This is a genomic window from Arthrobacter sp. AZCC_0090 (assembly GCF_014207375.1).
Lineage (GTDB): Bacteria > Actinomycetota > Actinomycetes > Actinomycetales > Micrococcaceae > Arthrobacter.
Genome location: NZ_JACHEE010000013.1, coordinates 86,016 through 99,671, shown reverse-complemented (window position 1 = coordinate 99,671; position 13,656 = coordinate 86,016). Strand labels below are relative to the sequence as shown.

The 13,656-nt window shown below is 63.5% G+C and carries 13 protein-coding genes; 2 read left to right on the top strand and 11 right to left on the bottom strand.

Annotated features, from left to right (window positions below; translation table 11 throughout):
• Positions 1 to 173 precede the first annotated feature (173 nt).
• The 6 genes from HNP00_RS18890 to HNP00_RS18865 are packed head-to-tail and all read right to left on the bottom strand — an operon-like array spanning position 174 to position 3,445.
• Positions 174 to 776 carry a DNA-3-methyladenine glycosylase I gene (locus tag HNP00_RS18890; RefSeq protein ID WP_184741262.1) on the bottom strand — a complete coding sequence of 201 codons (603 nt, stop codon included), beginning with the start codon at positions 774 to 776 and terminating at the stop codon, positions 174 to 176.
• A gap of 56 nt (positions 777 to 832) precedes the next feature.
• Positions 833 to 1,528: an alpha-ketoglutarate-dependent dioxygenase AlkB gene (locus HNP00_RS18885; protein WP_184741261.1), complete on the bottom strand. Its 696-nt coding sequence runs from the start codon at positions 1,526 to 1,528 to the stop codon at positions 833 to 835.
• Entirely contained in the window at positions 1,525 to 2,139 is a 615-nt protein-coding gene (locus tag HNP00_RS18880) for a methylated-DNA--[protein]-cysteine S-methyltransferase (RefSeq protein ID WP_184741260.1), read from the bottom strand. Before HNP00_RS18880 ends, HNP00_RS18885 begins: the two co-directional genes overlap by 4 nt.
• The gene (locus tag HNP00_RS18875; RefSeq protein WP_184741259.1) at positions 2,136 to 2,642 is read right to left on the bottom strand and encodes an RNA polymerase sigma factor; all 507 of its coding nucleotides are present in this window, start codon (positions 2,640 to 2,642) and stop codon (positions 2,136 to 2,138) included. The genes HNP00_RS18880 and HNP00_RS18875 overlap by 4 nt, the downstream gene beginning before the upstream one ends.
• Positions 2,642 to 3,151, bottom strand: a complete 510-nt coding sequence (locus HNP00_RS18870) for a methylated-DNA--[protein]-cysteine S-methyltransferase (RefSeq protein WP_184741258.1) — start codon at positions 3,149 to 3,151, stop codon at positions 2,642 to 2,644. The genes HNP00_RS18875 and HNP00_RS18870 overlap by 1 nt, the downstream gene beginning before the upstream one ends.
• A 42-nt stretch (positions 3,152 to 3,193) precedes the next feature.
• The gene (locus HNP00_RS18865; protein WP_184741257.1) at positions 3,194 to 3,445 is read right to left on the bottom strand and encodes a cell division protein CrgA; all 252 of its coding nucleotides are present in this window, start codon (positions 3,443 to 3,445) and stop codon (positions 3,194 to 3,196) included.
• Between the two features lie 178 nt (positions 3,446 to 3,623).
• Here HNP00_RS18865 and HNP00_RS18860 point away from each other — a divergent pair, with 178 nt between their 5' ends.
• Positions 3,624 to 4,475 carry a class E sortase gene (locus HNP00_RS18860; protein WP_184741256.1) on the top strand — a complete coding sequence of 284 codons (852 nt, stop codon included), beginning with the start codon at positions 3,624 to 3,626 and terminating at the stop codon, positions 4,473 to 4,475.
• Between the two features lie 170 nt (positions 4,476 to 4,645).
• A complete protein-coding gene (locus tag HNP00_RS18855) occupies positions 4,646 to 5,287 on the top strand; it encodes an aminodeoxychorismate/anthranilate synthase component II (protein ID WP_184741255.1) in 642 nt (213 codons plus the stop codon).
• Between the two features lie 12 nt (positions 5,288 to 5,299).
• Here HNP00_RS18855 and pknB read toward each other — a convergent pair whose 3' ends face one another.
• The 5 genes from pknB to HNP00_RS18830 are packed head-to-tail and all read right to left on the bottom strand — an operon-like array spanning position 5,300 to position 13,654.
• A complete protein-coding gene (gene pknB, locus HNP00_RS18850) occupies positions 5,300 to 7,210 on the bottom strand; it encodes a Stk1 family PASTA domain-containing Ser/Thr kinase (protein WP_184741254.1) in 1,911 nt (636 codons plus the stop codon).
• 54 nt (positions 7,211 to 7,264) lie between these two features.
• A complete protein-coding gene (locus tag HNP00_RS18845) occupies positions 7,265 to 9,061 on the bottom strand; it encodes a protein kinase domain-containing protein (RefSeq protein WP_184741253.1) in 1,797 nt (598 codons plus the stop codon).
• Positions 9,058 to 10,515, bottom strand: a complete 1,458-nt coding sequence (locus tag HNP00_RS18840; protein WP_184741252.1) for a penicillin-binding protein 2 — start codon at positions 10,513 to 10,515, stop codon at positions 9,058 to 9,060. The genes HNP00_RS18845 and HNP00_RS18840 overlap by 4 nt, the downstream gene beginning before the upstream one ends.
• On the bottom strand, positions 10,512 to 11,879 hold the full coding sequence (locus HNP00_RS18835) for an FtsW/RodA/SpoVE family cell cycle protein (RefSeq protein ID WP_184741251.1): 1,368 nt from the start codon (positions 11,877 to 11,879) through the stop codon (positions 10,512 to 10,514). The genes HNP00_RS18840 and HNP00_RS18835 overlap by 4 nt, the downstream gene beginning before the upstream one ends.
• On the bottom strand, positions 11,876 to 13,654 hold the full coding sequence (locus HNP00_RS18830) for a protein phosphatase 2C domain-containing protein (protein ID WP_184741250.1): 1,779 nt from the start codon (positions 13,652 to 13,654) through the stop codon (positions 11,876 to 11,878). Before HNP00_RS18830 ends, HNP00_RS18835 begins: the two co-directional genes overlap by 4 nt.
• Positions 13,655 to 13,656 lie beyond the last annotated feature (2 nt).

The window sequence follows — 13,656 nt, the reverse complement described above, 5'->3', positions numbered from 1 at the left end:
CGGGAACACTATCCACAGCGTTGTTCACACTGGGTAAAACCTCATGTGGAAGGCGTGGATGCCCGTTACGCACCTGATTCCCGGGGATTTTCGCCCCGTGTACATGGATGTCCACATGAATTGTCCACAGCTGTGGATAAAGTTACGCACTTCTGTGGAAAGAAACGGGGGTATCAGAGCCAAATTCCGGAACTGCCACGACGATGGCTGTCCACGAGATGGGTATCGATGATGCCGATGGCCTCCATCAACGCGTACATGGTAGTGGGCCCGACGAAGGCGAAGCCCTTCTTACGCAGTGCTTTGGACAAGGCGATCGATTCCGGCGACTGGGTGGCGACGTCGGCAAAGGTACGCGGTTCGGGCGTCGACTGGGGTTGGAAGGACCACACGAAGTCCACCAGTCCGCCTTCGCTCCGCAAGGCGATGGTGGCCTTGGCATTCGTGATGGCGGCACGGATCTTGAGCCGGTTGCGCACGATCCCCGGATCCTGCATCAGCCGTTCGACATCCGCCTCTGTGAAGGCCGCGACGCTTTCCGGGTGAAAGTTCAAGAAAGCGGATCTGAACGCGTCACGCTTGCGCAAGATGGTGGCCCAAGAGAGGCCCGCCTGGAATCCCTCAAGGCTGATGCGCTCGTACAGGCCCTGCTCGTCCCGCACGGGCATGCCCCACTCGTGGTCGTAGTACTCGCGCATAAGCGGGTCAACGGATGCCCACGGCGGCCGGGCGAGGCCGTCGTCGCCAATGATGGTGCCGTTCTCGGGCGGGGTCATAGGAATTCCTCCACTGGAAGCCGTGCAGAAGCCGTTGTTGACATTGTGCCCCGGTCCTACGACATTCCAATGACGCGCATGGTGATATTGATCCGCCCGCTGGGCAGCCCACAGCCTGCGGGAGCCGTTCCGGGGAGCACTTTGGTGATGCCGTGGTACGCAAAACGCGATGCACCGCCGAATACGAACAGATCGCCGGAGGACAGTTCGACGTCGGTATACGGCTTGGTGCGCGTCTCCGTGTTCCCGAAGCGGAACACGCAACTATCCCCGATACTGAGGGACACCACAGGAGCGCGGGACTTCTCGTCCTTGTCTTGGTGCATCCCCATCTTGGCGGCGTCGTCGTAGAAATTCACCAGCGCGGTGTCCGGCGTGTAGTCCGCGGCTTCGGCGGCGTCACCGTATGCCTCGAACAGTGCTTTGCGGCCCAGCCGCACCATCCAATCGGGAAATGCCAGGACCCGCCGCCCGTTGACGTCGAAAGCTTCGCGCGTGTATTTGTAGGGCTGCCAGTGCCAGCCGAGGCAGACCGTCCGGACGGACATCGGGTGTCCTCGGGGAAGAACCGCGGCACGCAAGGGGACGGGACCACGCGTCCACTCACCGAAACGGGCCGTGATCCACCGCTGCTGCTCCAGGCTCAGCCAGCCCGGAACGTGCACCGCACCGGGTGCGATCTCCCGCGGGCCGGCGTCGGACGCGTCCGGCAACTCCAGCGGAAACAGCGGTTCCGTCCACCCTGGGCTCATGCTGCCTCGAGGGACAGCAAGGTTCGCTTGGCCTCCGTGCCGCCGAGGTAGTTGCCAAACGATCCATCGGATTTCACTACCCGGTGGCAAGGAACAATCACCGGCAGCGGGTTGGTGGCGCAGGCAGTGCCAACCGCGCGCACGGCTCGCGGACTTCCGGCGGCCAACGCCACTTGCGCGTAGCTTTCCGTGTGCCCGTAGGCGATCTGCGGCAGATGCTCCAGGACGCTAAGCCGGAATCCGCGCGAAAGGCTGAAATCCAAGGGCAGGTCGAAATGGTGCCGCGTCCCCGCGAAGTATTCGTCCAGTTCGCGGGCTGCTGGATCCAGGCGGCCAGCTGAGTGGAGAATCCGCGGACTGAGCTTTTCAGCGAGCAGTTGCAGCACGGCGTCGTGGTCTTCCACTTCAAAGGCAACGCGCACTATGCCTCGCTCCGTGGCCGCGAGCAACAGTTTGCCGATCGGAGAATCAAAGGTGCGGTAGGCGATATCGAGCGTGTGTTGTTCCGCGGCCGCCGCCGCGAGACGGCGGTGGAGCCGCTGCAAAACCTCTGGTTCCACGGAGGTTGCGAGGAGCTCGGCGATGTCCGGTTCGTTGTGATTGATGGTCATGGGTTCTCTTCTTTCACGAAGCTCATGGAGCTATCGACGAGAATGGTGCGCAGGGCCTTGACGCCGTCGGCACCTGCTCGACGCGCGGCGTCGGGGGTTCCGCCGAGAAGCACGGCGACGTCTTTGTACGGGAGCCCGGCGAGGTAGTGGTACGCCACCGCCTGGCGCTGTTTCGGCGGAAGGTGCCCGACGGCGTCGAGCACCTCCGCATGACCGTCGCCGGGGATGCCGAGCCCGGAATGCCTCACAGGCAGCACATCGACAGGAACTGGCTGGCGATTCCGCGCGCGGACGATGTCGATGGACTTGCGGTGCGCGATGGTGACGAGCCACGCCTGGACGTTGGCGTCTGCTGGGAGTTCGGGGTAGGCCTTCAGGGCCGAGAGGAAGGTTTCGGACCAGCCGTCTTCCGCGTCGTGGGGGCCAAGAACGGCCCGGCATACACGGAGCACCGTGGGTCCGTGCTCCCGGACGATCAGCTCGAACGGCTTCTTGGGCTCCATCAGAAGAGCTTGCTTTCCTTCGCCGCCGCCGGTTCCTCGAGTTCCAGGAGGAACCGCTTGTTGTCGAGTCCGCCAGCGTATCCGGTGAGCCTCCCATCGTGCCCCACTACCCGGTGGCACGGAATGACGATACTCAGCGGATTGCGGCCAACCGCCGAACCGACGGCCTGGGAAAGGTTGCGATCGCCCAGTTCGGTGGCCAACTCCCCATAGCTGACGGTTTCCCCGTACGGAATTTGTTGGAGCCTGGCCCAGACCCGCTCTTGGAAGAGATTCCCGGAAGCCTTGAAGGGGACGTCGAACACCGTCAGTTCGCCCGCCAGGTATTCGCCGAGCTCTGCGGCAATTTGCTGGAACAGGGGGTCGCCAGCCGGGGCGGCTTCACCGAAGAATTCCGGTGGCGGCATATGCCAGTGACCTTCGAAGAAGATGCCCGTCAGCAGCCCTCCCCGGGCGGTCAGCGTGAGCTGGCCCAAGGGGGACTCAATGGTGGTGTGCCTGGTGGTCATATCTAGTAGACGGTACAGGCAGCCGAAATGTGAGGTCGCCGCTCAGGAACGCCAGCGCGTGGTCATGAGGAAGCCGATGATCGCGATGCCGAAACCTGCCACGATGTTCCAGGACTCCCACGCCGGCACGGGAAGTTGGCCGCTGGTGATATAGAAAGTGATGATCCACAGCAAGCCGACAATCATGAGGCCGAACATCACTGGCTTGTACCAAACGGGGTTCGGCTTGTAGTGCTGTGCGGTAGCCGCCTCGGTGGGGCGGGCGGCCCTCTTGCGGGGCTTGGACTCGGGCACGGATCCTCCTTGGCCGGCTGAATGAATGGCCACGCGCCGTCTTGATATCCTGCAGGAAGGAAAATTCCAGCGGTCAACGCGCACGCGGCAATTCCGGGGTTCGTACTAGCAAACAAGTCTAGCCGGATTTCGGAGGCTGCTCGTCGTGGGGCATCCGCGCCTGTGAAGAGGAGATCCAGTGGCGCAGCAGCAGACGCGGCAAGCCGCTGCCGTACCCGATGACGGCACAGGAACCGGGGCGGGGGGTCCCCGCCCCGGGGGACACAAGCCCCGCTCGGGGAAACGCGAGGGACGGCCAAGCGCGGGTGACGTTGTGCGCAAGATCGTCCAGATCATCGGCGAACTCCTCCTCACGGCAGGTGTCATCCTGTTGCTCTTTGTGGCCTGGGAGCTGTGGTGGACCAATGTCGAAGCCGACGCGAAGCAAAGCCAGGCCATCCAGGGATTCGCCAAGGACTTTGCGGGACCGGTTGTCCCTGCCGACCCTGCCAAAGCGCCGAACTACGGTAAACCCGTAGTTGCCCAGGCTCCCGAGCACGGCGGCATGATCGGCATCATGTATATTCCGCGATTCGGCCCGGATTATTCGCGGCCCATCATCGAAGGAACCGGTGCCGACATCCTGGACACCTTGGGCCTGGGCCACTACGGAAGCACCAGCATGCCCGGGGCGCCCGGCAATTTCGCCGTCGCGGGACACCGCCAGACCCATGGCGCCGTCCTGGACAACATCCATCTTTTGGCACCGGGCGACAAGATCTATGTGCAGACCAAGGACGGCTACTACACGTACGTCTTCCGGAACAACCAGATCGTGCTTCCCTCGCGGACGGACGTCCTTCTTCCGGTCCCCACACGGCCCGGTGCGACGCCTACCGAAAGCTACCTGACCATGACCAGCTGCAATCCGCGCTTCGGCGCGGAAGAACGCATCATCGCGTACTCCCTGTTGGCAAGCTGGCAACCTGCATCCGCCGGGCCACCACAGGACATCGCCAGACAAGTCGCCCAGACACGCGGAAAGGGCTAAGTCATGTACGGATGGATCTTCCGCCACCTTCCGGGACCCCTGTGGGTGCGTATCCTGACATCAGTGGCCCTCGTGGCATGCGCTCTGGTCCTGATGGTCGAGTTCCTCTTCCCCTGGATGTCACAGTTCACAACATTCACCGACTCAACGATTGGTTCAGCAAAGCAGCCATGAGCACTACAAAAATCCTCGTCGTGGATAACTACGACAGCTTCGTCTACACCCTCGTCGGCTACTTGCAGGAACTCGGCGCGGAAACCACAGTGGTCCGCAATGACGACGTCACCCTCGCCGAGGCGATCGAACTTGCGGACGCACGGGACGGCGTGCTGATCTCCCCCGGTCCCGGCACCCCGGCCGAAGCCGGCGTCTGCATCGAGTTGATCAAGTGGTGCGGCAGCAGCAACAAGCCGATGTTCGGGGTCTGCCTTGGCCACCAAGCGCTGGCAGAGGCCTATGGCGGCATTGTCACGCACGCTCCAGAGCTGATGCACGGCAAGACCTCGCCCGTGCATCACCAGGGCAAGAGTGTTTTCGCAGGGCTGCCGTCGCCAGTGACGGCCACGCGTTACCACTCCCTCGCAGCTGTCCGGGAGAGCATCCCCGACGTTCTGGAAATCACCGCTGAAACCGCCAACGGCGTGGTCATGGGCTTGCAGCATCGCACGGCGCCGCTGTGTGGAGTGCAGTTCCACCCGGAATCGGTGCTCACCGAGGGTGGTTACCTCATGCTCGGCAACTGGCTTGAATCACTCGGGATGTCCGGTGCGGCAGCCCGCGCGGCCACTCTTAGCCCCCTGATCCAGCGCTAACCGCGCCCGGCCCTAACCGCCAGAGCCCCCATGGCTCCGGGTATCGCTGGGGCTGGGTGTCGGGCTGGGACTGGCTGACGGGGCGGGAGCCTTCGCAACGATCACACTGATGGTTTTGCCTTGTTCCACAAGGGACTTGAAGGCGTCCCCCTGGCTCGTGACCTTTCCAGGGGTTACCTGCGAATTCTCCTGCTCGGTGACGGAGATGGCCAGGCCGTTCTCTTTGAGCAGGGCCTCTGCATCCGCCACGCTCAGACCCACGAGTTGAGGCACGGACACCTTTCCCGTGGACACCACCAAATCAACGGTACTGCCCGCGCCGACAACCGCCCCGGAAGCGGGCTTGGTGCTGATGACGGAGCCTGCGGGAACCGTAGGACTATTGGCTAAGGTGCTGGCTCCGCCCACAAGTCCGGCTTGGCGCAGGAGGTCGCGTGCGGCGGCTTCGGTGAGTCCGCTCAAGCCCGCGGGAACGGTCACGGAGACCGGTCCGGCTGAAACGAACAGGACTACGTGTGAGTTCGGTGCCACTTGAGATCCCACGCTCGGGTCGGTGCTGATGACCGTGCCCTTGGCGACCGTATCGTGCGGGACCGTGCGCGACTCCGGGCTGAGATTGGCGCCGTAGAGCGCTTGCAAGGCCATGACCTCGCTCATGCCAGCCACCTGTGGCACTTGGATCAACGCCGGCGGAGCCGGCTTCTGGTTCACCGTGTTGTAAAGCCAGAATCCACCACCAGCTAGGACCAGCAGCGTAAAGATGACCACAACCGCGGCCCACGCACGACGGCGGGACTTCTGCCGGGGGGTCCGCTCGCGTTCAGGGGCGAAATCTAGCGGCATCGCGCCGTCGTGATCTGGCTCCGGTACGGGTTCGCTGGCGTGAAGCGCCAGCATCGTTTCCTGGTCGCCGAAGTCCGGCGTGTTGTCGAGCCGTCCGGTCAGGGTGCTGTCCAGGAATTCGGCACCCGTCAGGCGGCGCGCCAAGCCATCTTCGGGAAGCTCTTGCGTCGACGGTATGACGGTCTGAGGGTCTGTGGGTGTTCCGGCAACGAACGCTGGGACTGCCACGCCGTTCTTGGCCGCTCGCAAGGCACGGCGGAAGGCCGCCGCATCCTGGAAACGGTCGGCGCGGTCCTTCTGCAGGCCCTTCGCCAGGACGCTGTCCAGCGCTTCCGAAACTGCCGGATTGAACGTGCTGGCGGGCTCGGGGATCTCGCGGACGTGCTGGTAGGCCACAGAGACAGGACTATCTCCGGTGAACGGGGGCCGCGACGTGAGCATTTCAAACAGCAGGCACGCTGCAGAGTACAGGTCACTACGGGCATCCACCGTCTCGCCTCGGGCTTGCTCGGGCGAGAGGTACTGGGCTGTTCCAACCACGGCCTGGGTCTGGGTCATGGTAGCCGCGGAGTCGGCCATGGCCCGGGCGATGCCGAAGTCCATGACCTTGACGTCGTTGGAATCCCCGGACACCATGACGTTGGCGGGCTTGATGTCGCGGTGGACGATCCCGGCTTTATGGCTGTATTCCAGGGCGGACAGGACTCCAAGGATGAACTCGATGGCTTGATCGATGTCCAATTCCTTGGCGCGGATCAGATCGCGGATAGTCCGGCCGGACACGTATTCCATGACGATGTAGGGAACCCGGACGTTCTCGCCTGGACCACCGGACACGGTGTACTCGCCGGTGTCATAGATGGCCACGATCGAGGAGTGGTTCAGGGCGGCCACTGCCTGGGCCTCCCGCTTGAAACGAGCATGGAACTGCGGATCGCGGGCAAGATCGGCGCGGAGCAGCTTCACTGCCACGGTTCGCCCGAGCAGCGTGTCGGTGCCCTTGTAGACATCCGCCATACCGCCACGGCCGAGCAATTCACCGAGTTCGTACCGCCCGTTGAGGACGCGCTGGGTTGTCATTGGAGTGCTGTCCTCTCTGTGGGCAGGGGTGGAGCGTCCGGCTGGCATGGTGTCCTACTGACCGGGAGTGGCCGACGAAGACGGGGTCGACTTGGACAGGTGGTAGGTGACCACGGATCCTGCGGGCACCTTCTGACCGCCGGCAGGATCGGAGCTGACGAACGTTCCGGGCGTCTGGCCGGTAGCTCCGGCAACGGGCGTTCCCGCGACCCAGCGCAGGCCGGCGCCTTCGATTGCAGCCTGCACCTGCGATTCCGCGGCGCCCTTGGGGATGGTCGGCACCGAAACCGTCTGGGGTCCCTTGGAGTAGCTCACGGTGATCGTGGTCCCCTTGGGCTGGGGGCCCGACGGGTTGATGTCGGTGACCGTGCCCGGCGTCGAGGGATCGAAGACCTGGACACCGTTGACGCTCATGCCGAGAGCGATGAGGTCAGCGCGCACCTTGTCGTACGGCTGTCCCTTGTACTGCTCAGGGATCAGGTTGACAGTCTCCGCAGTGGATGTGGTGGGCGTCGGGCTGGCCGAAGTCTCCGTGGCGCTCGGACTCGCCGAACTTGGTGGCGCGCTTGAGGCCCGGACCGGAGAGCTTGAGGCCGGTGCCGGATTGCTTGGCGAGAACAGCCCCGACTGGGACAGGATCACACCAACCAGGGCGAAGAGCAGGAGCACGATCAGCGCGACGAGGGGCCACGTCCACGGGCTGCGCTTCTTGCGCTGCGGCTCTGCCTGGTACTCCTCTTCCTCATGGAAGTACTGGTCCTGCTCGTCAGCCTGCTCCAAACTGCGTTCGGCGGCCAGGGCATGGGCGCGGGAGAGTGCATTTCCACCCTCAGCTGCACCTGCGGCGGCGGCTCCGGCTGCAGCGGCGCCGATCACCGGGAGGGCCGACGTCGACGTCGAACGCGTTTCCTTGCCGTACGGTGAGGTGACAATGCCTGTGGGGGCGGTAGCGATGTCAGTCGGTGCGGTGATGGGGCCGGTGGCGGATTCGAACAGCAACATTCCCGGCACGGCGGCGTGTGCCGCGGAAATGTCGCCTGCGCGGATAGCGTCTGCTGCTTCAGCCAGCTTGATGGCGTCGGCAGGACGGTTCTTCGGGTCCTTGGCGAGCATGGACATCAGCAGGGCGCGCACCGGAGTGGGGAGGCTCTCGGGCAGCGGCGGCGGGGCGTCGTTGACCTGGGCCAGCGCAATGGCGATTTGAGATTCACCGGAGAACGGACGATGCCCGGTGAGGCATTCGTAGCCAATAACCCCGAGGGAATATATGTCCGAGGCCCCCGTGGCCGTCTGTCCCGTTGCTTGTTCCGGAGCCAGGTACTGCGCAGTTCCCATGACCTGGCCGGTCTGCGTGAGGGGGACCTGGTCGGCGAGGCGTGCAATGCCGAAATCGGTAACCTTGACGCGGAAGTCCGGCGTGATGAGCAGGTTGCCCGGCTTGATATCCCGGTGTACCAGGCCCTGTGCGTGCGCAGGGGCGAGCGCACGGGCGGTCTGGGAAATGATGGACAGCGTGCGGTCCGGCGAGAGGACCTGCTCGCGTTCCAGGATGCTGCTCAACGGTTGTCCAGGTACGAGCTCCATCACCAGGTATGCAGATCCGTCTTCTTCGCCATAGTCGAAGACGTTGGCTATCCCCACGTGGTTAAGCAACGCGGTGTGGCGGGCCTCGGCACGGAAACGCTGAAGGAACCCGGGGTCACCCGTATATTCCTCTTTGAGTACCTTGATCGCGACGATCCGGCCAAGGATCTGGTCCTTGGCCCTCCAGACCTCTCCCATGCCGCCAATCGCAATGCGACTGGTCAGCTGGAATCTGCCGCCGAGGGTGATTCCTGACGTAGGCCTCACTTATTCAACACCGCCTCAAAAATCTTCTTCGCGTTCGGACTGGTTAGCTTTGCGCCGGTAGACACGTCAACACCTTCCATGACAATGGTGACGGCCACCTGCGGGTCATTGGCCGGGGCAAACCCGGTAAACCATGAGTTGTTCAGGCCCGTGTCGCCCAACTGCGCGGTGCCGGTCTTGCCGGCCACCTGGACTCCGGGGACTGCAGCGCCACTTGCAATGCCCTTTGATACAACGTCGGTCATCCACGATGTGATCTGGCTGGCGATCTCGGGCGTGGTGGAGGTGCGCAATGTCTCGGCTTTGGGTTCGCTGATGACACGGAGATCAGGGGCGCGCACCGTCTTGATGAGGTTCGGTTTCATCTGGACGCCATGATTGGCAATTGCCGCGGTCATCAGCGCGATCTGCAGCGGAGTGGCCCTGACGTCACGCTGACCAACGGCGGACTGGGCGAGCTGCGCCTGGTCCAAGTTCTTGGGGAAGACACTGACGGCGGACTGGAGCTTGAGGAGGTCGCCGAAATCTTGTCCGAAGCCAAACTTGTTGGCCTGGTCTGCGATGGCCTTCTGCCCGAGGTCCAGGGCGATGCTGGCAAACGGCGTGTTGCAGGACTGCTCCAAGGCGAAGGCGAAGTCGGCAGTGTTGCGAGTTGAGCAGTTGCCACCGGCATAGTTGGGGAGCGATGCACTGGAACCCGGCAAGGGCAAGCTGTCCGGGTTCGGCAGCACACTGTCCTTGTTGTACTTTCCGGAGCTCAGGGCGGCCGCGGTATCGACGAGTTTGAACACTGAACCGGGGGCCAGCAGTGCGCCGGTGGGTCCGCTCACGGATTGGTTCAGGTTGATGCCGGGAACCTGGTTGAGCTGCTCGTAACTGGCCTTTTCCTTCGCAGCATCATGCGTGGCGATCAGGTTGGGATCGTAGGACGGTTTGGAGACCATGGCGATGATGGCACCGGTCTTCGGGTTGGTGACTACGATCGAGCCACGCTGGCCGTCGGGAATGAGGTCGTAGGCGAGCTTCTGGATCGCGGGGTCGATGGTCAATTCCACCGATGCCCCCTTCGGCTGGCTGCCGAGGAAAATCTGGCTGACGCGGTCCAGGAAGAGCTGATCGGAACTGCCGGCCAGCTCGTCGCGGAGCTGCTGCTCAAGCCCAGTGGATCCGTAGGTCCTAGAGAAGTATCCGGTGATGCCAGCATAAAGCTCCGGTTGGGGGTAACTGCGCTGGTACTTGCAGGTTTCATCTCCGGCAACGGATTCGGCGATTGGCTTGCCGCCCACAATGATGGCACCGCGGTCGTTGCAGTAGTTCGCCAGGACGGCGCGCTGGTTCCACGGATTGTCATTGAGGTCGCCGGCGCCGATGACCTGGACATAGCTGATCGCGCCGAAGAGGAGGGCGAACATGGCAACGGCTGCCATCCACGAGTTGCGTATGGAATGGTTCATGGGGTCTTCACCGCCTCTGCGGGGGCATGGGTAATGGGCGTAGTGTCCACCGGGCCGCGCGCGGTGTGGGAAATCATGAGCAACAAGCCCACGATGATCCAGTTGGCAAGCAAGGAGGATCCGCCTGCCGCAAGGAACGGAGTGGTAAGGCCTGTCAGCGGGATCAGCCTTGAGACGCCGCCGATCACCACGAAGCACTGCAGAGCGATGGCGAAGGACAGGCCGCAAGCCAGGAGCTTGCCGAAGGCGTCCCGCGTGCCAAGAGCTGCGCGGAACCCGCGGGTGAAGAGCAGCAGGTAGAGCAGTACTACTGCGAAGAGTCCAATCAGGCCCAGTTCCTCACCGATGAGGGCGATGATCATGTCGCTGTTGGCGAACGGGACCAGATCGGGCCTGCCTTGGCCTAGGCCCGTGCCGGCAAGGCCGCCGTCAGCCATGCCGAAGAGCCCCTGGACAATCTGCTCGCTGCCGCCCGGAAAACGGTCGAACACTTCCGGCGTGAAGGCGTTCCACCAGCTGTCCAGGCGGAAAGCGACGTGCGAGAAGAATTTCGATGCCAGGAATCCGCCGCCCAGGATGAGCACGATGCCGATGACCACCCAGCTGATTCGGCTTGTTGCCACGTAGATCATGACGATGAACAAACCGAAGAAAAGAACCGAGGTGCCGAGATCCCGCTGGAAGACGAGGATGCCGATGCTCACGAGCCATGCCGTGATCATTGGGCCAAGGTCTTTGAAACGGGGCAGTTGCATAGGGCCGATCTTGCGGCCGGCTAGCAGGATGAGGTCCCGATTGGAGGAAAGATAGCCCGCGAAAAATATGGCCAAGGTGATTTTGGCGATTTCGCCCGGCTGGAAAGTCATGGGACCCAACCGGATCCAGACGCTGGCGCCCAGCACTTCGCCGGCGGAGATACCGGGAACGAGCGGGAGCACCAAGAGAACCGCACTGGCCGCCAGCGAGATGAAGGTGAAACGACGGAGGAGCCGGTGGTCCTTGAGCAACCAGATGACGGCGATTGACACAGCCATGGCCAGGAGGGTCCAGCGCAGTTGGTTGTTGCCGGTGTCTTCTCCTGGCTGATCCATGCGATGGATGAGGGCAAGTCCCAAGCCGTTGAGCGCGACGACGATCGGAAGCATGATCGGATCGGCATATTTAGCGCGGAACCTGAGGACCATGTGGAACGCGAATGCGGCCACGACCAAGAGGCTCGACTGGAACCAGAAATCGCTATCGAAAGCGGCTGCGCTGTTGAGTCCGACCATCGCGCTGGCACCGATTCCGACCGCAAGGGCAAGGACCAGGAGGATGAGCTCCACGTTGCGGCGCGGTTTGGGCGTAACGAGGGCCTGGGTCATGGCGACACCGCGCATGTGGGGAACGGCGTGGACGTGGGTGACGATGTGGGCGCATTCGTAGGGCTTGGGCTCGCCGGCGTGGGGCTTGCGGTTGCGGTGGGGATTGCCGTTGGCTTGGGTGTGCCGGTGGGGCAAGTGGCGGGCAGGCCGGTAGTGCCCTTGTCCTGCAGGCTCTTCACGATCTGCTGGGCGTCGGCGAGATCGCGTGCCGGGACGGTCTGGCGAACGGCTTGTTGTGTGTATTCAGGCAGGGAGTCCATGCGAATGGTCGTCTCGGCCTCCACTTTCGAGAGCTGGAGCGGGCCAAGGCTCTGTGAAATGCCGTTGAAAATTGCTACGTGCTGGTTGAATTCACCGACGTAATACCGCGTCTGGGTCCACGCATAACCGAGCCACAACCCGGCGATCACAAAAATGGCCAAGACAGCGGCGATGGCAGGCGTCAACCAGCGCCGCTTCCGGGCGACAAGCGGTTGTGCCTCCGGGCGGTCCTGTTCAGCCTTGTGGGTCAGCACCGTGGCAGCACGGCGCGCGACGCTGCGTCCGGCCACAGTGGGGATCGAACCGGTTTCTGCTGCGGTAGCGGCAGCGCCCACCAATTCGTGCGGCCGGCTTGAGAGTTCTTCGCGGAGGATCTCCGCCGACAGGTGTTCACCCAAGTGGGGGTCTGTCGCCGTCGGAGGCTCAGTGGTTCCGGTGGGCTTCGCGGGACCGGCGGCAGCGGGCTCCGTCGCAGCGGCAGACGCTCCGACGTCGGGGTTTGTTTCCGCCGGCTTGGCCACCGACATCCCCGTCGGCAAGGCCGGGCTCGCCGCAGGTCCACCGGCTGAGGGGTCTTTGGCAGGGGCTTTCGCGCCGCCGTTGAGCGCGGTTTCCTTGCTCGGATCGGCTTTTCCGGCAGTCTTGCCGTCGTCGGCTGTCTTTGGCGCGGTTGCTGCGGTCAGGTTGGGTGCGCCTACTGCTTCAGGGTTGACGACCTCGACGGCGGCCGTGCTGAGGTCTTCGCCGGTCTCTTCCACGATTTCCAGGAGCACCACGGTGACGTTGTCCGGAGCCCCATTGGCCAGTGTGAGCTCAATGAGGAGCTCGGCGCATTCGGCGAGGTCCTTGGTTTCGCGGACCACCTGCTCTACCACTGCCCCTTGGACGTAGTTCAGGCCGTCCGAGCAGAGGAGCCAGCGTTCGCCGGGTTCGACGTCGAGCGCGTCCAGGTCCAGTTCAGGGCTCGCGTCCACGTCGCCCAGAACGCGCATGAGGACGTTTTTGTGCGGGTGGGTTTCAGCTTCCTCCGGGCGCAGACGCCCTTCATCGATCAGCCTCTGGACGAAAGTGTGGTCCACGCTGATTTGCTCGAACTTGCCATTGCGCAAGCGGTAGGCGCGGGAATCGCCGATGTGGGCGAAGTGCAGCCGCCTGCTTTCAAGGAGCAGGGCCGTGACCGTGGTGCCCATCCCTGCGAGCTTCGGATCTACGTGGACGAGCTCGGAAAGCAGGGAATTGGCCGTTTGGATTTCGTCTGCCAGGACAGTCTCTGCGCCGTCCGGGTAGGAATCGTGATCAAGGTGAATCATGTCCAGCACCGTGGATGCCGAGGCGACGTCGCCTCCCGCATGGCCGCCCATGCCGTCCGCGACGACCGCGAGATGGCGGCCCACATAGGCGGAGTCGTCGTTCTTCGAGCGGACACGCCCGACGTCGGACCGCGCCGCGTAGCGCATGATCAGGGGGCGTTCCGGAGGCAGTGCCTTACCCTCGGAAGTCTGGGGGGAAGCCATGG